Genomic DNA, 17,635 nt, shown 5'->3' with positions numbered 1-17,635 from the left:
ATCAGGAACGCTGTGAGCGAGCGACCTCTTCGACGGCTCGTGAGAGAAGGGGGAGCACGTCGTCGAGCCGGAAAGGAGTGACGGAGGCCAGTAGTATGCACGCGTCCGATCCGATGATCGGCACGTGAAGGGGGAGCGCGATCGTCGTCGCCAGTCCACCGATCGCATTGCTGAATCCTGCGGCATCCGCGAGCGGTTCGGTCGCCGCCACCCCCCTGCCTGCGTCGATCGCTCTGAGAGCGACGTCGTTGTTCTCATGCACGAATCCTGGCGGCGCGGCGACATGCATGCCGGGACGCTGCGGTCCGGCGCTCGCGACGGTGACCAGGATGCCGTCCGTGTCGGCGATGATCATCGCCGAGCAGTCCGTGTCATCAGCGAGCTTCTGGAGCGAATCTCGGACGAGGTTCTCGATGGGCTCGGCGACCGCTCGAGCAAGCGCAGTGATGCCGAACCCGAGGTAGTAGCGCTTGCGATCGTCCCTGCGGATGAACTGCGTCCGCAGGAACGGTCGCAAGAGACGGTAGAGAGCCGTGCGCTGCGTGTCGAGCCGGCGCGCGAGGTCGGATGCGGAGAGCCCCTCTGGATTCGCGTAGAGCTCCCAGAGCAGGGCGATCGACCGCTCCACGGTCGTCGAAGAATCGGATGTCGCCAACTCAGCGTGTCGCTTCCCGCGGGACATGACGAAGAAGGCCGGCATAGCCATGGTCGTCAGTTGAGTCCGGTGAGCGCACCATTGAAGAATAGCAACGGCTCTCCTTCGGTCGTCCCGAAGGCCGTGATCTTCCCGATCACGAGGGTGTGATCGCCGGCATCGTACTGCGCCCAGTGCTCGCATTCGAACCATCCGATCGCGTCAGCGATTCGAGGCACTCGACCGGAACGATCCCAGTCCGGTGCCCCTGCGCGGTCCTTCGAGGCGAAGGACCGCGCAGCCGCCGCGTGCGTGTCCGCGAGGATGCTCACAGAGAACGACTGCTGCAGGAGCCGCTCGTGTGACCGAGACGTCTTCTGGATCGACACGAGAAGGAGAGGGGGATCCAGTGACACAGAGGTGAAGGCGTTGACGGTGAGTCCGTGGATGCCGTCCTGGTCCTCGAAGCCGACGATCGTGACGCCCGTGGCGAAACGCGAGAACGCGCCACGCAGTGCCTGCGCATCGAGTAGGGGCAGGGCAGACAGTGTCGGCGCGCTCATCACGACCGCTTCCGGGTGGGGAGGTCGACCCGGATGTTCGCGCGATCGGCGAACTGCGGGTGAGGGGGGTAGATGGCGGACATCTCGATGTTGTCGATGAAGGGTCCGTCTTCCATGTCGCGCGTCATCCAGTAGGCGCCGACGGAGGGAAGCTGGTTCTGGGCGATGATGATGTGGTTCGCTGCCACCGCCATGTCGCGGAAGATCCGTGCGAGACGGGACTTCGCCCCGACACCGCCCACGCCGCTCTCGACGAACAGGGTGTTCACGATGTCTCGGCACTCGTGAACGATGAACGTGTTGATCTCCGCCATGAGCACGCGGAGCTCGTAGTCGATGAAGCGGTTGTTCTGTGCACTCTCGAACGCGCGGGAGATCACATCGTTCTGCAGCAGCCGCGATGCGCGGATCCGCGCGTCCGACCGGGCGATGGCGATGTGCAGGTTCTCGTCGGTCGCGAAGCGAAGCTGACGGTAGGAGCCGCGACGGGCTTTGAGGTGTGTCTGCTTGATCAGCTCCTCCAGCGCGGCGGTTGCCAGTCCGAGCGCATGGGCGGAGTGTGCGGCCTGGATGAATGGCCCCTTCTCATGCGGCGTGCCGTAGGTGATCCCCCAGATGCCGCGCTCGTCCACCATGTCGGCGGGAACGAAGACCTCTTCGTCGACCGAGAAGTCGCCACTTCCTGTTCCGCGCAGACCCAGACCGTCCCAGGTGTCGTGAAGAGTCACGTCCTCCCTGCGGAAGTAGGGAACGACGAACCACGGAGTGCCGTCCTTCGGAGAGAGCACGACCTCGCCGTTGTCGTCGTGGAGCACGCACAGGCCGAAGAGATGGGTAGCTTCCGGGGAACCACTCGAGAACGGCCAGCGTCCTGATACCCAGTAGCCTCCTTCCACGGCGCGCGCAACCCCGCCGGCGCGGCCTCCGTTGCCTGCGATGATCCATCGTTCGTCCTCGAGGATGCGTCGCATCGCATCCTTCCCGGCCCAGGTCTGCCCCGTGTGCAGCATGCAGAGCCAACCGGCGGAGCCGTTCACGTGGGAGAGAGCCTCGACGGCTTCGAGCCATTCGACGGGGTGCGCTTCCAACCCACCCAGCTCTTTCGGGAGGAACGCGCGGTACATCCCGCACTCGTAGAGGGCGTCGGTGATCTCTGCAGGCATCCTCCGCTCGTTCTCGATGATCTCCTCGGCATCGCGGACCAGGGGGAAGATCTCGGTCACGCGCTCGAGGAGGGTGGTCTCTGCAGTGCTGACGATGGTGTTCACAACATCTCCTGTCACATAATAGGTACGAGTAGTCACAGTGTGTATCAATAGATAGACATTTGCAAGAAGATTATTCAAATTCCCATGGATGCGCGTGATGGAGCGATCGTTATATAAAAGTCACCACATTAAGGTCGATCTGCGGTTCAATGACGGAACCGGAGTCCGTCCCGAGGGCTCTGCGATGAACGTCGAGAGGACGCACGATATGAACCGATCGCGCCGGACCCTGCGCAGGGCCGCACTCGTCGCCGCCGTCAGCATCGCGACCGCAAGCTCGGTGGTCGGATGTACGGCGGTGACGCCGGACACGACGCCGGACGCCGCTGTGAAGACGGTGCTCGGATCTCCGGGAGGGGACGGGCCTGTCGACTCGATCACCTGGAACCTCGGGTCCGGAGAACCCGCCACTCTGGACCCGCCGAACGTCCCGACCTACTCGGCGATGGCCGTCGTCACCAGTGTCTGCGACTCCCTGCTCTCGGTGGACGAGTCGGGGGCGATCGTGCCCGGCCTCGCGTCCGTGACCCAGGAGTCCCCGCTGAGGGCGGTGTTCACCCTCCGTGCGGACGCGACGTTCTGGGATGGGACGCCGCTGACGACCGAGGACATCGCTTACAGCCTCAACCGGGCGGCGTCGCCGCCGTCCTACCTCGCGCCGACGTTCGCCAACGTGGCGTCGATCTCGGCCATCTCCGACACGGAGGTCGCGATCGACTTCAGTGCCCCCGATGCCACCTTCCTGCCAACGATGGTCGGCGTCGGGGGTGTCGTCATGGAGAAGGCGTTCAGCGAGAAGGCCGGGGAGGCGCTCGGCACCCCCGACGGCGGCTTGATGTGTTCCGGCCCGTTCGAGATCTCCCAGTGGAACGTCGGCACCGACATCCAGCTCGTCAAGAATGAGAACTACTGGAACGAAGAACGAGCGGCAAAGGTGGACGACGTCCGCCTCACCTTCATCACCGATACGAGTGCGCTCACTCAGGCGATGGCGACCGGCGAAGTCGATGGCGGATGGGAGATTCCCGCGTCGTCGATCCCTGCCTTGGAGGCCGTCGACACCGGGTCTCTGTACTACGGCGACACCACGACGATCTGGTCTCTCCGTGTCGCGAGCCCCGACAGCATCCTCGCGACCGACGCCACGCTGCGGCAGGCGTTCCAGCAGATGATCGACAGGGACGCGATCGCGAAGACGGTCTTCCACGGTGCCGCCCGGCCGTGGAGCACCGCGATCAGTCCCAACTCGTGGCCGGCCTCCGTGCGTGAGAGCACGCAGAAGCGGACGTCCGTGATCGCGGACGAACGCGGCTACGACCCGGAGAAGGCGAAGCGGCTGGTGCAGGAGGCCGGAGCCGAGGGGCAGAAGATCGAGCTGATCGTGGCGAGCGGAGACGAGACGGCTTCTCAGCTCGGCCAGCTCGTTCAGGCCCAGGCGGAGGCTGCGGGCCTTAGCGTCTCGATCAGGGCGCTCCAGCCGCTTGAGTACGCCCAGGCGATGTACGACCCGGCCGTGCGCGGCGACAGCGATCTGCTCCTGAGCAGCAGCGGCGACGTCGTGCAGGAGCCGCTCGCCTCGATCCGCTATTACTACCTGCCCGACGGCCTCTACAACTGGGACGGCTACGTGGACGAGCAACTCGAGGGGCTCTTCGGCGAGGCTGTCGCCGAGCTTGACGAGGATCGCCGCACCGAGCTCACTCTCGACATCCAGGATCTCTTCGAGGAGCGTGCCGCGACGATCTCCATCGTCAATCCATACCAGGTGAACTTCGTCAGTGACCGTCTGGGCGGGGTCATCACCTCTTCGGTGTACGTCAACCTTCCTTCACTGTCCTTCATCGGGAGCGCCGACTAGGCGCCTGTGAGTTGAGCGGTGGTCGGCCCGGCCGCTCCGGGCTGACCACCGCTCGGTCTTTGGCACCGTCGCTGGACGCGTCCTCGCGTTTTTTATATAGTTAGTGCTACATAAAAGGAGTTCTCATGTCGCTCGCCGATCTCATCCCGCTGATCACACTCGTCTCCCCGAGGCGAGTCGTTGTCGTCGGCGCGTCTTCGACCCGGACCGACGCGACCGGGAACCAGGTGCTCCGCAACCTCCGTAATGGGGGGTTCACGGGCCGGATCGATGTCCTCAGCCGGACTGGTGGCACGATCGAGGGGATCGAGGCGCTTTCAGACGTGAGCGAGGCGGCCGGCGCCGACCTCGCCGTCGTGACTCTTCGCGCAGGCGCCGTGCTCCCTGCGTTGCATGACCTCGCCGCTGTCGGTGTCACGGCAGGACTCGTGATGAGTGTGGGCTTCACCCCCGACGAGATCCGGGCGATCAAAGACTTCTCGCGCGACTCCGGCATGCACATCCATGGGCCGAACTGCATGGGACTGATCAACGTGCACGACCGTACGATGCTGTGGGCGGACGAGGGGATCCTGGCTGACCTTCCCGCCGGAAACGTCGCCATCGTCTCGCAGTCGGGGTCGGGGGCGATCTTCGTCGCGCGGTCGACGAGCGGCGTCGGCTTCTCCCACATCGTGTCGACCGGAAACGAAGCGGCCCTGACCACCGCCGACTACGTGCGATATCTCGCAGAGGACTCCAGAACAGGCGTCATCGCACTCATCCTGGAGTCGGTGTACGACTCCGACGGCCTGGCGCGGGCCGTCGAAGCCGCACGGGAGGCCGGTAAGCCGGTCGTGGCGTTGAAGGTGGGTTCGTCCGACTCAGGGCGGGCGGCGACTCTCGCGCACACCGGAGCGATGCTCAGCAACCGAACGGTCATCGACGCCTACATGGAGCAGATCGGCGTGCCCCTCCTGGCGGACTATGACGAGTTGGCAGCCGCAATCGATCTGCTCGCCCGCGTCGACTGGCAAGCCATCGGAGCAGGGCGGACCGCGATTGTCACTCTCTCCGGGGGGCAGGCGGCCCTGGCAGCCGATCTGGCGGAACAGGTGGGCGCGACTTTGGCGCGGTTCTCGCCGGAGACGCAGCGGCGACTCGAGGAAGTCCTTCCGGACATGCACGCGATCAACCCGCTCGATGCGTGGGGGAGCGCGGACGCGGACGACGAGACGTTCCGCCGTACCCTGCAGATCGTCAGTGAGGACGATGGCGTGGACGTCGTACTCGGCGTCATCGACGCGCAGTCGAGCCTGTCTGCGATCGAGTTGGAGTACGAAGACGACATCGTCGACGCCTTCACGCTTCTGAATGCTGAGGCCGACGTGCCCGTGCTCCTCGCCTCCAGCTCCTCGATGACGGTGCATCCAGTGCGGGTGCCGGCGACCGACGCGAGCATCCCGGTGCTCCGGGGTCTCCGCAACGCCTTGACGGCCGTCCGCGCAGCCGCTCGGGTTTCGGGACAAGGCCCGCGCCTGCTCGACCGCCCATCGTCGGTTCCCAGCATTGCGATCGTTGAAGAGATCCGCGACTCTCTCGCCCGCACCTCGGGCGTGCTCGACCGGGACTCCATGCGACGGGTTCTCGGTGCCTACGGGATCAGTCCCGTCAGTTCGCACTCGTTCGGCGATGTGGACGAGGCGGTCCGGTGGTGCGAGCGCAACGGATACCCGGTCGTGGCCAAGATCGACTCTCCCGACATCACCCATCGTTCAGATGTCGGTGGCGTGGCGCTGGGCCTGCAGGACGAGGGGCAACTGCGCGATGCGTGGGCGGCGATTCTCGAATCCGTGCATCGCCATCGACCCGATGCTGATATTCGCGGCATCGAGGTGCAGAGACAGATCCCTGCGGGCATCGAAGCGTTCCTCGGCTTCGTCTCGGACCCTGACATCGGCGTGGCTGTAGGAATCGGCATAGGCGGAGTGCTGGTCGAGCTACTCGACGACGTGGAGTACGCGATCGCGCCCCTCTCGCCGGAGTCAGCGCACCGACTACTCGACGGTACTCGACTCTCACAGCTCCTTGATGGGTTCCGGAACCTTCATCCCGTCGTTGACGTCGGATCCGTCGTCAACCTCCTCGTGAAGCTCTCGTGGATGGCAGACGATCTGAAAGACACCCTCGCTGCGGGCGACCTCAACCCACTGATCATCGAACCGGCCACGGGAGCCGCGTTCGTGGTCGATGCGTTGCTGGTCGCGCAGGAGCGGAGCGGAGATGGCGTTCCTGCGCTTCGGCAAGGCGCCGCGGCTGATTCCTAGAACGCTCCGCAGAAGCGGGTCGGAATGAATGAACGAGGAACTCAGATGAAGACCACTCTCGAGCATCCCGTTTCCGGCAGGCTCGTGCTGCTTGCCGGGGGCACCTCCGCTTCGGGATTCGCCTCCGCGAAGGCGCTTCTCGACCGCGGCGCACAAGTGATCATCGTTGGTCGGGATGCGGGGAAGCTGGCTCGATGCCGAGACGAACTCCCGCACGCGCACGTACAGCGGGCTGACCTCACGAACGAGGAATCGGTCGCAGAGCTACGCAAGCGAGTCTTCGACACGTGGGGGCCGGTCGACGGGGTGCTCCATCTCGTCGGCGGTTGGAGCGGGGGCGGTGGTCTTGCCGGGCAGACCGACGAGGCGTACAGATCGTTGGAGTCGAGTCTCAGTGCCCTGAGGCATGTGTCGCGAGCGTTCGACACTGATCTGAGACTGTCCTCGGCCGGTCGCACGGCGATCGTCTCTTCCGTCGTCGTCTCCCGCCCGACTGGCAGCTCTGCGAACTACGCCGCCCTCAAGTCGGCAGCGGAGACCTGGATGCTTGCTGTCGACCATGGTCTTCGAGCGCACGGGTTGAATGATCACGGCGAGGTCAGGTCGTTCGGCGCGGTGTTCCGCGTCAGATCCCTAGCCGGCATCGAAGGCATTCTGGCGGAGTCCTTCGCAGGCCTCTGGGACCGTGACGCTGCGCCTACGGAGCTAGTGGTGACTGAGCTGCACCCGGGCTGATGCGCGGGGTTCGCCGTCGCTCTCCCGAGAACCCCACAAGCGCTCCATCGACGAGATTAAACCTTGACAATGATGTCAAGGTTTACGCTCGTATCTGAACTCGGCACCGACCTGCGGGACGCCGAGGATGGAACGCACATGACCACGCAAGACCGGGAAGGATCATCGCGGAAGATCCTCGTTATCGGAGCGGGGGAGTTGGGGATGCCGGTTCTGCGCAACGTCGCCCGCCGGGCGGCTGATGTGCCCGGGGCCTCCGTGAATGTGCTGCTTCGTCCAGCCGCCATCGGTTCCGCATCGTCGTCGAAGCAGAAGGACATCGCCGAGATCCGGGCCCTCGAAATCGAGATCATTCCCGGGGATCTCGTCCTCGCGACAGGGGCTCTGCGCAACCTCAACCACATCTACGCAGCCGACGACTCGGCGAGCTGGCTCGGCCTCGGGCTGTTCTTGGCGTCGCTCGCGGTGATGGGCGGTGGCGTTGTCGCCGCTCGACCCGTGGTGATCGCGGGGATCGCGCAGCTCTTCGGCAGGGTGTCCGGTCGCTGACCACCTGCCGAGAATAGACGCCGACCGCTCATCACAAGGCACCGCTCTTGCCCTATTCTCGACGCATGGCTGACTCCACCCCGCACTCCGACGCCCCTTGGCGACCGCTCGCAGCGGGCGAGATCGTCGATCTGCTGTCCGCGGCGGGAATCCGGTGGTGGCTGTCAGGAGGGGTGGCTCTCGACCGGTGGGTCGGGCGCGAGATCAGAAAGCGCGGTGACGTCGACATCAGCGTTATCCGTGACGATCTGCCCGCTTTGGTGCGAGCTCTGCCGGATCGCTTCAGCGCGTGGGCGGCGATCGGCGATGACTGTGATCATCTCCTCTTCCGGGATGTCCCCGAAGACGCTGACGTTCATCGTGTGAAGATCTTGAATGACTCTTCGACGGAATGGGTGCTCCAGGTGAACGTCGAGGACGGCGGGGAGCGTGCTTGGGTATACAAGCGCGACCCCCGGCTCCAGCTGCCGTGGGATCGTGCCGTCCGCGACATCGGCGGCGTTCCCACCGGTGCTCCCGAGGTGCAGCTCGTGTGGAAGGCGCTTCGACCACGACCAGAGGATGACGTGGATAAGGACGCCGTCCTGGCTGCTCTCGACCCGGATGCCCGCGCGTGGTACGAGCAGGCGATTCTCTCGATACACCCGCACTCGACCTGGTCGATCCACGAGCGGAGTCCGTTCGCCCCCGCGAAGGCGAGTTGGGATCGAAAGCGGCAGCCTTAGAGGGCGTCCGCCGACGCGCGTCGATACTCCTCTGTGCTCACTGCCTCGCGTACGAGCTCCCGGAACCATTTCTGCGCGGGGGATAGTGCTGCCTCCCGTCTGGTGTACAGCGAAACCGGTGTGCTCTGTCCTGGCCACGGGAGGTCAGTGATGTCGAGGTCAGGGAACCATCCGCGGAAGACCTCGGCGACGTGCCGCGGCAGCAAAACCACCAGGTCGGTTGTCTGAACCACGGCGGGTACGGTGGCGTATTCCTCCACGGTGAGCGATACCTGCGACATCAGTCCGTGCTCGATCAACGCCTGCAGCGGGAAGACATGACCCCCGCGGGCGGACACTCGGATGAAGTGTCGGCCGTCGAACATGTCAGGAGCAGTCGGTGGTAAGGGGTGGCGCGTCGAGGAGAGCGCGACGTACTCCACGGCGCGCACGTGCGTGCGCCACAGCCGTGGGCTGCCGACCATCGAGACGGTCATGGCGAGGTCGATCTTGCCTCGGGTGAGTCCATCTTCCACGTGGTCCGCGTCTAGTCGTTCGACCTTCAGGTGGGGGCGAGACCCTTGTCGAGCCAGGGCGGCCATCACCGGCGGGAGAAACGTCTGTTCGCCGATGGACGTGAGCCCCATGACGAGCTCTCCGCGAAAGCCTGCGGGCTCGAACGTACGGGGGTCGCCCACCGCGGAGTCGATCTGCGCGAGTGCTTCGTGCAACGGCACGAAGAGGGCTGTCGCCCTGGCTGTCGGGACCATGTCGTGCCCCTCGCGTCGGAAGAGGTCATCCTCGAAGCGCTCCCGCAGACGGCGCAGCGTATAGCTCACCGTCGGCTGCGTCACATGAAGCCGCGCGGCCGCGGCGGTCACGCTGCGCATTTCGTAGAGCACGACGAAGGTGCGTAGCTGGTTCAGATCGACGATGTCCACGAATAGACCCTATCTATGCGGGTGGCGGCACGCATCTATTGGACTGCTGAGCGGCGGCGATCTACGTTCGAAGTATTCACACCTCCAGTGAGAAGGACGACACGCCGTGATCATCGATGTACACGGGCACTACACGACAGCCCCCGCTCAACTCGGTGCGTGGCGGGATCTGCAGATCGCATTCACGAACGGCGACGGAGAATCCCCCGATCCGGCTGCTCTCCGCATCGACGACGACGATATCCGCGAGACGATCGAGGCGAACCAGCTTCGCCTGATGAACGACCGCGGCAGCGACCTCACCCTGTTCAGCCCTCGCGCGTCCTTCATGGCGCACCACATCGGCGATCTGAATGTGAGCGAGACCTGGGCGCGCATCTGCAATGACCTGTGCGCCCGGGTGAGCGAGCTTTTCCCTGACCGGTTCCTCCCCGGCGCGATGCTCCCGCAATCCCCAGGGGCTGATCCCGCGACGAGCGTCGCCGAGATTACGCGTGCGGTCGAAGAGCTCGGCGTCGTCACGGTCAATCTCAACCCCGACCCGGCCGGCGGGCTGTGGACGGCTCCCGCGCTCACGGATCGATCCTGGTACCCGATCTACGAGAAGCTCGTGGAGTACGAGCTGCCGGCCATGATCCACGTCAGCACGTCTTGCAAGCCGGTATTCCACACAACCGGCGACCACTATCTCGGTGCCGATACCACTGCCTTCATGCAACTACTCAAAGGCGATCTGTTCCGCGACTTCCCCGACCTCAAGTTCGTGATCCCGCACGGCGGCGGAGCGGTCCCGTATCACTGGGGTCGCTTTCGTGGACTGGCCATGGCACTGGGGAAGCCGGAGCTCGAGGAGCATCTTCTGGGCAACGTGTTCTTCGACACGTGTGTCTACCACCAGTCGGGGATCGATCTGCTGGCCGAAGTCATTCCGACGAGGAACATCCTGTTCGCCAGCGAGATGATCGGTGCCGTGCGCGACATCGACCCGCGCACCGGGCATTATTTCGATGACACGAGGCGCTATGTCGACGCGACGCCGAACCTGACCGATATCGAGCGCTTCGCCGTCTTCGAGGGCAACGCCCGCCGGGTGTACCCGCGGCTCGACCGAGCACTGACCGCCCGCGGGCTCTGAAAGGTACGCCATGCGCCTGAACGACCTCGGTATCGTCCACACGAACATCGAGCGACCCGATCCTGACGACGTCGAGCGGATCTCCCAGTTCGGCGTCGCCACCATTCATGAGGCGATGGGCAGGGTCGGGCTTCTCCGCCCCTACATCCGTCCGGTATATCCCGAAGCGAAGCTGTGCGGCGTCGCGGTGACCGTGCTCCTGCAGCCAGGTGACAACTGGATGTTCCACGTCGCGGCGGAGCATGTGAGCGCGGGTGATGTCCTCGTCGCGGGCTGTACGACGGAGAGCGAGGACGGCTTCTTCGGCGAGCTGCTCGCAACCTCGCTCACCGCGCGCGGGTGCAAGGGGCTCGTGATCGACGGCGGAGTTCGAGACGTCGCCGACCTTGAGCGGATGAACTTCCCCGTGTTCTCGCGGGCGATCCACTCCAAGGGGACGGTCAAGGCGACGCTCGGCTCGGTGAACGTCCCGGTGGTGGTCGCCAATGCCCTGGTCAACCCGGGTGATGTCGTCGTGGCCGACGTCGACGGCGTCGTCGTGGTGCCGCGCGCGCTGGTCGGAGCGGTCGCCGACGCGAGCCGCGCACGCGAGGACAACGAAGAGGCCAAGCGCGAGAAGTTCCGCGAGGGCATGCTCGGCCTCGACATCTACGGCATGCGCGAGAAGCTCGCCGCCGCCGGCCTCGAGTACCGGGAGGACTGACGTGTCGCACGGAGACACGAGCGGCGGCTTCGAGAAGACCGCCGGATGGCTGGACTGGTACGACGGCCCCAGCACCCCGATGTTCCAGGTGCCGGAGGGTGCGGTGGACGCGCATTGCCATGTGTTCGGGCCGGGGGCTGAGTTCCCCTACGCGCCGGAACGCAAGTACACACCGTGCGATGCGTCGGCGGAGCAGCTGTTCGCCCTGCGGGACCACCTCGGCTTCGACCGCAACGTGATCGTGCAGGCCACCTGCCACGGCGCCGACAACAGCGCACTCCTCGATGCCCTCCGCCGCAGCGAGGGCCGCGCCCGGGGCGTCGCGACCGTGCGGCGCGATGTGACCGACGAAGAGCTCGCCGAGCTGCACGAGGCGGGTGTGCGCGGCGTGCGCTTCAACTTCGTCAAGCGCCTGGTCGACCGGGTGCCGACCGACTCGCTCGAAGAGATCGTCGCGAAGGTCGCGCCGCTCGGCTGGCACGTCGTGATCTACTTCGAAGCCGACGACCTCCCCGAGCTGTACGACTTCTTCTCCGGCATCCCGACGGATATCGTCGTCGACCACATGGGTCGCCCCGATGTCTCGAAGGATCCGGACGGCCCGGAGTTCGAGCTGTTCCTGAGCTTCCTGCGCGAGAACCCCCGCGTGTGGACCAAGGTGTCGTGCCCCGAGCGGCTCAGCATCGACGGTCCACGCGCTCTGCACGGCGAGCAGCACGCGTACACCGACGTCGTGCCCTTCGCCCGTCGCGTGGTCGAGGAGTTCCCCGACCGCGTGCTGTGGGGCACCGACTGGCCCCACCCCAATCTCAAGGACCACATGCCCGACGACGGGCTCCTGGTCGACTACATCCCGCAGATCGCCCCGACCGCCGACCTGCAGCGGCAGCTGCTCGTCGACAACCCGCGGCGGCTGTACTGGCCAGAAGGAGAATGACCATGGCACTCGACAAGCCGTACAAGGACGTCCCCGGCACGACGATCTACGACGCCGAGCAGGCGCGCAAGGGATACCACCTCAACCAGTTCTCGATGTCGCTGATGAAGCCCGAGAACCGGGAGCGGTTCCTCGCGGATCAGGAGGCGTACCTCGACGAGTGGCCGCTGAACCCGGTGCAGCGCCAGGCGGTGCTCGACATGGACCTCAACACCATGATCGCCGAGGGAGGGAACATCTACTTCCTCAGCAAGATCGGCGCGACCCACGGACTCAGCTTCCAGCAGATGGCGGGCTCGATGACCGGGATGTCGGAGGCCGCGTACCGGGACATGATGGTCGCCGGCGGCCGTCGCCCCGAGGGCAACCGCCTGAAGGACCTCGACGGATGGACGCCCCGGTCGACCGAGAAGGCGACCGCCGTCCGGCCGGACGCCCCCGCCCGCTACACCTCGGCGCTGTTCACGTCGCACGTCCCGGCGATCGGTGCGGCGATGGATCTCGGCAAGACGGAGGAGCCGTACTGGAAGAAGGTCTTCGACGGCTACCGGTGGACCCGCACATGGGCGAAGGAGAACACCCCCGATGTCGTGATCCTCGTGTACAACGACCACGCCACGGCCTTCGACGCCTCGATCATCCCCACCTTCGTCCTCGGCACGGGTGCCGAGTACCCGGTCGCCGACGAGGGTTATGGTCCTCGTCCCGTTCCGGATGTGAAGGGCTACCCGGAGTTCGCCGCGCACCTCGCGCAGTCGATCATCCAGGACGACTTCGACCTCACCCTCGTCAACGAGATGGTCGTCGACCACGGCCTGACCGTGCCGCTGTCCCTCGTGTACGGCGAGGTCGAGGAGTGGCCGGTCCGAGTCATCCCGCTCGCCGTGAACGTCGTGCAGTACCCGGTGCCGTCCGGCCGACGCTGCTACGAGCTGGGCAAGGCTCTGCGCCGCGCGATCGACAAGTGGGACGGCGAAGAGCTGAACGTGCAGATCTGGGGAACCGGCGGCATGAGCCACCAGCTGCAGGGACCGCGCGCCGGACTCATCAACAAGGAGTGGGACAACGCGTTCCTCGACCACCTGATCGCCGACCCGCTCGGACTCACGGAGTGGCCTCACATGGAGTACGTCGACGAGGCGGGCTCTGAGGGGATCGAGCTCGTCGACTGGCTCATCGCCCGCGGCGCGATGGACGACCAGTTCGGCGGCGAGGCTCCCGAGGTGGGCCACCGGTTCTATCACGTCCCCGCGTCGAACACCGCGGTCGGACACCTCGTCCTGTCGAACCCGGTCCGCACGCCCGCCCTCGCCGAAGACGACGCCGATGCGGCCGTGCCGACGCGCAGCTCCGCGCCCGAGGGCTCGAGCGAGCCCGAGGCGACGGCAGCGCTGTCGAACGCCTGACGTCCTGAACCGGAGCCCCGGGAGGAAACCCGCATGACAGACAAGATCCGAATCGCGGTTGTCGGCGCCAACGGCGCCTTCGGCATGAAGCACCTCGACGGCCTCGCGAACATCGAGGACGCGGAGGTGACGGTCGTCAGCGCGACTTCGCAGGAGAAGGCGGATGCCGTCGCCGCGCAGTACGGCGTCGCGACCGCCGTCGTGGGGCTGGATGCCGTGCTCGAGCGCGACGACGTGGACGCCGTGATCCTCGCGACTCCCACCGGACTGCACGCCGCACAGACCCAGGCGGTGCTCGCGGCCGGCAAGCACGTGCAGGTCGAGATCCCGCTCGCGGACTCGCTGGCCGACGCCGAGGCCACCCTCGCCGTGGCCGAGGCCTCGGACCGCGTCGCAATGGTCGGCCACACGCGGCGGTTCAACCCCTCCCACCAGCTGGTGCACGAGCGCATCGCCGCCGGCGAGTTCGCCGTGCAGCAGATGGACGTGCAGACGTACTTCTTCCGCCGCACGAACACGAACGCCAAGGGCGAGGCGCGCTCGTGGACCGACCACCTCCTCTGGCATCACGCGGCCCACACCGTCGACCTCTTCGCTTACCAGGCGGGGCGCATCGTGCAGGCGCACGCGATCCAGGGCCCGATCCACCCCGAGCTCGGCATCGCGATGGACATGTCGATCCAGCTGAAGAGCGAGACCGGGGCAATCTGCACGCTGTCGCTGTCGTTCAACAACGACGGGCCCTTCGGCACGTTCTTCCGCTACATCGGAGACACCGCCACGTACGTCGCCCGCTACGACGACCTCTACGACGGCAGGGATCAGCAGATCGACGTGTCGCAGGTGGCCGTGAGCTTCAACGGCATCGAGCTGCAGGACCGCGAGTTCGTCGCCGCGATCCGCGAAGGACGCGAGCCGAACTCGTCGCTGCGTCAGGTCATCGACTGCTACCGCGTGCTCGGCGCGCTGGAGGAGCAGCTCGCGTGATCCTGCCCCGCATCGGCCTCGGCTGCATGTCGCTGAGCCACGCCTACGGAGTGCCCCCGTCGGACGCGGACGGCCTGGCTCTGCTGTGTGCGGCGCTCGACGCGGGAGTGGGGATGCTCGACACCGCGACCCTGTACGGCGGCGGTCGCAACGAGGAGCTCGTCGGGAGGGCGGTCGCCGGTCGGCGCGACGAGGTGCTGCTCGCGAGCAAGGGCGGGATGGCGCTCGTTGACGGCGTGCGCACGATCGACGGACGCCCCGACACCCTGCGCACCCAGGTCGACGAATCGCTGCGTCGCCTCGGCGTGGACCGCATCGACCTCTACTATCTGCACCGCTGGGACCGCTCGGTGCCGATCGGCGAGAGCGTCGGCGCGCTGGCGGAGCTCGTCGATGACGGCAGGATCGGCGCGATCGGGCTCTCGGAGGTGTCGGTCGCGCGTCTTCGAGAGGCGCAGCGGACTGCTCCGATCGCCGCCGTGCAGAACGAGTACTCGCTCTGGAGTCGGAACCCCGAACTCGGCATGCTCGACGCCACCCGCGAGTCCGGCGTGGCGTTCGTCGCCTTCTCGCCCGTCGCCCGCGGCTTCCTGAGCCGCGGGGTGTCGGACCCGGCGCACCTGGCGTCGAACGACATCCGTCGCTCCATGCCCCGCTTCCAGCCCGAGCACTGGCCCATCAACGCCGCGCTGCTTCCGGACTGGCACGCGCTCGCCGACGAGGCCGGGTGCACTCCCGCGCAGCTCGCCCTCGCGTGGGTGCTCTCGCGCGGAGAGCACGTCGTCGCGATCCCCGGCACGACGGATCCGACGCATCTGCGCGAGGATCTCGCCGCCGTCGACGTCGAGGTGCCGCCGGAGATCCTGCGCAGGGCGGGACGGCTCATCGGCACCGACACCGTCTCCGGACCGCGGTACGCGCCGGGTCCCGCTGCGGACGTCGACACCGAGACCTTCGAGGCCGCATGAGAGCCGTGTCGTCGATGGCCACCCGGCATCTGCTCGCCGATCTCACGGTCGCCGCGGCCGAGGTGGGTCTCCCGCGCGTGCACATCGAGTCGACGGGAGGGGTCGAGGCCGCCCGACGCGTCGCCGAGGGCGAGGGATTCGACCTCGTCTTCCTCGCCGCCGGAGCCCTTTCCGCCCTCGCCGCCCAGGGGCATGTCGACGACGACTCGCTCACACCGCTCGTGATCTCGCAGGTGGCGGTCGCCGTGCCCGCAGGCGGCGCCGGTCGAGCCGAGCGGCCGGACGAAGCCGCCTTCGCGGATGCGGCCGGCGTGCGCGACGCGCTGCGCTCAGCGGCGAGGGTCGGGTACTCGACAGGGCCGAGCGGTACGGCGCTGCTCGAGATGATCCGGGCATGGGGTCTCACGGATGCCGTCGGCCCCAAGCTCCTGCAGGCCCACCCCGGCGTGCCGGTGGCGCAGCTGCTGGCGCAGGGATCTGTCGATCTGGGCTTCCAGCAGCTCAGCGAGCTCGTGGGCCAGCCGGGCATCCGGGTGACCGGGGTGCTCCCCGACGACTGCGCGATCGACACCGTGTTCTCGGGTGCCGTCTCGCGGAGCTCTAATGATCCGGGGGCGGCCCGTGCGGTCCTCGAGTTCTTCGCCTCGCCGGAGGCCTCGGCGATCGCGATCGCGCACAGCTTCCACGCGGCATCCGCCTCGTGACGACGCCGCCTGCTGCGCCGGCCGAGGCCGGCGCAGCAGAGGCACCCGCTCAGAGACCGGCGAGCGGCCATCCCGTATACGCCTCGGCGAGGTAGGTGCGTCCGGCCTCGGACTCCACGACCGTGCGCAGTTCGCCGAGTTGGCGCAGGCGGTCGAAGTCGGTCGCGTCCGGGGCGACATGCAGCAGGCTCGTCATCCACCACGAGAACTGCTGCGCTTTCCAGATGCGCTGTCGCGCGGTCTCGGGGAACGCCTCGATGAGACGGGAGTCGTTCTCGAGAAGCAGGGCGCGGAGCGCCTTCGCGAGGATGACCACGTCGGCGACCGCGAGGTTCATGCCCTTCGCCCCGCTGGGCGGCACGGTGTGGGCGGCGTCGCCGATGAGGGCGACGCGCCCCCTCAGCAGGTGGTGTGCCACGAAGCTGCGGAACCGCAGGATGTCGCGCTGGAAGATGCGGCCCTCGATGAGGGTGGTGCCGGGCACCCGCTTCTGCAGCTCCTCCCACAGCTGCGCTTCGCTGTAGGCCGTGGGGTCGTCGTCGGGATCGCACTGGAAGTACATGCGCTGCACCGTGTCGCTGCGCTGGCTGATGAGCGCGAAGCCGTCGGGGGAGTTGGAGTAGATCAGCTCGTCCGCGCTCGGCGGTGCCTCGCAGAGAATGCCGAACCAGGCGAACGGGTACTCGCGGAAGTATCCGCCCGAGCGCGAGCCGGTGACGGCTGCGCGTGCGACGCTGCGCGAGCCATCCGCGCCCACGACGAAATCGGCCTCGATCTCGAACCGCTCGCCGGCCGCGTCCGTGGCGACGACACGAGGGCGGTCGCCCTCGGCATCCTCCACCGACTTCGCCGTGACCCCGAAGCGGAGGTCCTGACCGTCGGCGAGGCGCGCGGCGATGAGGTCCTTCAGTGCCTCGTGCTGCGGATACAGCCATACGGCACGTCCGGTCAGCCCCGCGAAGTCGATGCGGTGTCCTTCGCCCGCGAAGCGGAGCTCGATGCCCTCGTGACGGTGCCCCTCGGCGCGCGCCCGCGTCGAGGCGCCGGTCTGCTCGAAAAGCTCGACAGTGCCCTGCTCGAGGATCCCCGCGCGAATGGTCGACTCGATCTCCTCGCGGGTGCGGGAATCGATGACGATCGACTCGATCCCGGCGCTCGAGAGCAGGTGCGAGAGAAGGAGGCCTGCGGGGCCTGCGCCGATGATGGCGACCCGGGTGCGGCTGGGAGCGGGCATGTC

18 protein-coding genes and 1 pseudogene are annotated in these 17,635 nt (G+C 66.7%); 13 read left to right on the top strand and 6 right to left on the bottom strand.

Annotated features, from left to right (window positions below):
* Window position 1: 1 nt before the first annotated feature.
* The 3 genes from MRBLWO12_RS12480 to MRBLWO12_RS12470 are packed head-to-tail and all read right to left on the bottom strand — an operon-like array spanning window position 2 to window position 2,465.
* Window positions 2–706 (bottom strand): helix-turn-helix domain-containing protein, encoded by a 705-nt coding sequence (locus MRBLWO12_RS12480; protein WP_363555914.1) that lies wholly within the window; start codon window positions 704–706, stop codon window positions 2–4.
* A 5-nt stretch (window positions 707–711) separates the two neighbouring features.
* The gene (locus MRBLWO12_RS12475) at window positions 712–1,197 is read right to left on the bottom strand and encodes a flavin reductase family protein (RefSeq protein WP_341955367.1); all 486 of its coding nucleotides are present in this window, start codon (window positions 1,195–1,197) and stop codon (window positions 712–714) included.
* A complete protein-coding gene (locus MRBLWO12_RS12470; RefSeq protein WP_363555911.1) occupies window positions 1,197–2,465 on the bottom strand; it encodes an acyl-CoA dehydrogenase family protein in 1,269 nt (422 codons plus the stop codon). Before MRBLWO12_RS12470 ends, MRBLWO12_RS12475 begins: the two co-directional genes overlap by 1 nt.
* Window positions 2,466–2,673: 208 nt before the next feature.
* Here MRBLWO12_RS12470 and MRBLWO12_RS12465 point away from each other — a divergent pair, with 208 nt between their 5' ends.
* The 5 genes and pseudogenes from MRBLWO12_RS12465 to MRBLWO12_RS19600 all read left to right on the top strand — a co-directional run.
* The gene (locus MRBLWO12_RS12465; protein ID WP_363555909.1) at window positions 2,674–4,323 is read left to right on the top strand and encodes an ABC transporter substrate-binding protein; all 1,650 of its coding nucleotides are present in this window, start codon (window positions 2,674–2,676) and stop codon (window positions 4,321–4,323) included.
* A 125-nt stretch (window positions 4,324–4,448) separates the two neighbouring features.
* Window positions 4,449–6,629 carry an acetate--CoA ligase family protein gene (locus tag MRBLWO12_RS12460; RefSeq protein WP_363555907.1) on the top strand — a complete coding sequence of 727 codons (2,181 nt, stop codon included), beginning with the start codon at window positions 4,449–4,451 and terminating at the stop codon, window positions 6,627–6,629.
* A gap of 45 nt (window positions 6,630–6,674) precedes the next feature.
* The gene (locus MRBLWO12_RS12455) at window positions 6,675–7,364 is read left to right on the top strand and encodes an SDR family NAD(P)-dependent oxidoreductase (RefSeq protein ID WP_363555905.1); all 690 of its coding nucleotides are present in this window, start codon (window positions 6,675–6,677) and stop codon (window positions 7,362–7,364) included.
* Between the two features lie 138 nt (window positions 7,365–7,502).
* Window positions 7,503–7,913: a hypothetical protein gene (locus MRBLWO12_RS12450; protein ID WP_341955362.1), complete on the top strand. Its 411-nt coding sequence runs from the start codon at window positions 7,503–7,505 to the stop codon at window positions 7,911–7,913.
* Window positions 7,914–7,978: 65 nt separating this feature from the next.
* Window positions 7,979–8,134 (top strand): annotated as a pseudogene (locus MRBLWO12_RS19600) (nucleotidyltransferase domain-containing protein); the annotation flags it as partial.
* Here MRBLWO12_RS19600 and MRBLWO12_RS12445 read toward each other — a convergent pair.
* A complete protein-coding gene (locus MRBLWO12_RS12445) occupies window positions 8,078–8,272 on the bottom strand; it encodes a hypothetical protein (RefSeq protein WP_341955361.1) in 195 nt (64 codons plus the stop codon). The pseudogene MRBLWO12_RS19600 and the gene MRBLWO12_RS12445 overlap by 57 nt on opposite strands.
* A gap of 3 nt (window positions 8,273–8,275) precedes the next feature.
* On the opposite strand from MRBLWO12_RS12445, the gene MRBLWO12_RS12440 reads away from it, so the two are divergent.
* Window positions 8,276–8,638, top strand: coding sequence for a hypothetical protein (locus MRBLWO12_RS12440; protein ID WP_363555903.1), 363 nt, complete (start codon window positions 8,276–8,278; stop codon window positions 8,636–8,638).
* Here the strand turns inward: MRBLWO12_RS12440 and MRBLWO12_RS12435 are convergent.
* Complete coding sequence (locus tag MRBLWO12_RS12435) at window positions 8,635–9,558, bottom strand: LysR family transcriptional regulator (protein WP_363555901.1); 924 nt, start codon at window positions 9,556–9,558, stop codon at window positions 8,635–8,637. The two genes, MRBLWO12_RS12440 and MRBLWO12_RS12435, sit on opposite strands and share 4 nt — an antisense overlap.
* A 106-nt stretch (window positions 9,559–9,664) precedes the next feature.
* On the opposite strand from MRBLWO12_RS12435, the gene MRBLWO12_RS12430 reads away from it, so the two are divergent.
* The 7 genes from MRBLWO12_RS12430 to MRBLWO12_RS12400 are packed head-to-tail and all read left to right on the top strand — an operon-like array spanning window position 9,665 to window position 16,398.
* A complete protein-coding gene (locus MRBLWO12_RS12430) occupies window positions 9,665–10,693 on the top strand; it encodes an amidohydrolase family protein (RefSeq protein WP_341933400.1) in 1,029 nt (342 codons plus the stop codon).
* Between the two features lie 10 nt (window positions 10,694–10,703).
* Window positions 10,704–11,396, top strand: coding sequence for a 4-carboxy-4-hydroxy-2-oxoadipate aldolase/oxaloacetate decarboxylase (gene ligK, locus MRBLWO12_RS12425; RefSeq protein ID WP_341933401.1), 693 nt, complete (start codon window positions 10,704–10,706; stop codon window positions 11,394–11,396).
* Between the two features lies 1 nt (window position 11,397).
* Window positions 11,398–12,333, top strand: coding sequence for an amidohydrolase family protein (locus MRBLWO12_RS12420; protein WP_363555899.1), 936 nt, complete (start codon window positions 11,398–11,400; stop codon window positions 12,331–12,333).
* A gap of 2 nt (window positions 12,334–12,335) precedes the next feature.
* Window positions 12,336–13,739 carry a protocatechuate 4,5-dioxygenase subunit alpha/beta gene (locus tag MRBLWO12_RS12415; protein WP_363555897.1) on the top strand — a complete coding sequence of 468 codons (1,404 nt, stop codon included), beginning with the start codon at window positions 12,336–12,338 and terminating at the stop codon, window positions 13,737–13,739.
* Window positions 13,740–13,772: 33 nt separating this feature from the next.
* Window positions 13,773–14,726: a Gfo/Idh/MocA family oxidoreductase gene (locus MRBLWO12_RS12410; RefSeq protein WP_363555895.1), complete on the top strand. Its 954-nt coding sequence runs from the start codon at window positions 13,773–13,775 to the stop codon at window positions 14,724–14,726.
* The gene (locus MRBLWO12_RS12405; protein ID WP_341933405.1) at window positions 14,723–15,694 is read left to right on the top strand and encodes an aldo/keto reductase; all 972 of its coding nucleotides are present in this window, start codon (window positions 14,723–14,725) and stop codon (window positions 15,692–15,694) included. Before MRBLWO12_RS12410 ends, MRBLWO12_RS12405 begins: the two co-directional genes overlap by 4 nt.
* A gap of 14 nt (window positions 15,695–15,708) precedes the next feature.
* Entirely contained in the window at window positions 15,709–16,398 is a 690-nt protein-coding gene (locus MRBLWO12_RS12400) for a substrate-binding domain-containing protein (protein ID WP_363555893.1), read from the top strand.
* A gap of 49 nt (window positions 16,399–16,447) precedes the next feature.
* On the opposite strand, the gene MRBLWO12_RS12395 is transcribed toward MRBLWO12_RS12400, so the two are convergent.
* Entirely contained in the window at window positions 16,448–17,632 is a 1,185-nt protein-coding gene (locus MRBLWO12_RS12395; protein WP_363555891.1) for a 4-hydroxybenzoate 3-monooxygenase, read from the bottom strand.
* Window positions 17,633–17,635: the final 3 nt, after the last annotated feature.

The organism is Microbacterium sp. LWO12-1.2, assembly GCF_040675875.1.
In the GTDB taxonomy this organism is placed as follows: Bacteria; Actinomycetota; Actinomycetes; order Actinomycetales; family Microbacteriaceae; genus Microbacterium.
Note: the sequence above shows the minus strand (reverse complement) of the source record. Positions and strands in the feature narration are given on the sequence as shown.

What these genes read in the sequence shown, in the direction of transcription:
- MRBLWO12_RS12455 (WP_363555905.1), top strand. Translation starts at nt 6,675, where the DNA reads ATGAAGACCACTCTCGAGCATCCCGTTTCCGGCAGGCTCGTGCTGCTT.
- MRBLWO12_RS12460 (WP_363555907.1), top strand. Translation starts at nt 4,449, where the DNA reads ATGTCGCTCGCCGATCTCATCCCGCTGATCACACTCGTCTCCCCGAGG.
- MRBLWO12_RS12465 (WP_363555909.1), top strand. Translation starts at nt 2,674, where the DNA reads ATGAACCGATCGCGCCGGACCCTGCGCAGGGCCGCACTCGTCGCCGCC.
- MRBLWO12_RS12445 (WP_341955361.1), bottom strand. Translation starts at nt 8,272, where the DNA reads ATGAACGTCAGCGTCTTCGGGGACATCCCGGAAGAGGAGATGATCACA.
- MRBLWO12_RS12480 (WP_363555914.1), bottom strand. Translation starts at nt 706, where the DNA reads ATGGCTATGCCGGCCTTCTTCGTCATGTCCCGCGGGAAGCGACACGCT.
- MRBLWO12_RS12410 (WP_363555895.1), top strand. Translation starts at nt 13,773, where the DNA reads ATGACAGACAAGATCCGAATCGCGGTTGTCGGCGCCAACGGCGCCTTC.
- MRBLWO12_RS12475 (WP_341955367.1), bottom strand. Translation starts at nt 1,197, where the DNA reads ATGAGCGCGCCGACACTGTCTGCCCTGCCCCTACTCGATGCGCAGGCA.
- ligK (WP_341933401.1), top strand. Translation starts at nt 10,704, where the DNA reads ATGCGCCTGAACGACCTCGGTATCGTCCACACGAACATCGAGCGACCC.
- MRBLWO12_RS12450 (WP_341955362.1), top strand. Translation starts at nt 7,503, where the DNA reads ATGACCACGCAAGACCGGGAAGGATCATCGCGGAAGATCCTCGTTATC.
- MRBLWO12_RS12395 (WP_363555891.1), bottom strand. Translation starts at nt 17,632, where the DNA reads ATGCCCGCTCCCAGCCGCACCCGGGTCGCCATCATCGGCGCAGGCCCC.
- MRBLWO12_RS12400 (WP_363555893.1), top strand. Translation starts at nt 15,709, where the DNA reads ATGGCCACCCGGCATCTGCTCGCCGATCTCACGGTCGCCGCGGCCGAG.
- MRBLWO12_RS12415 (WP_363555897.1), top strand. Translation starts at nt 12,336, where the DNA reads ATGGCACTCGACAAGCCGTACAAGGACGTCCCCGGCACGACGATCTAC.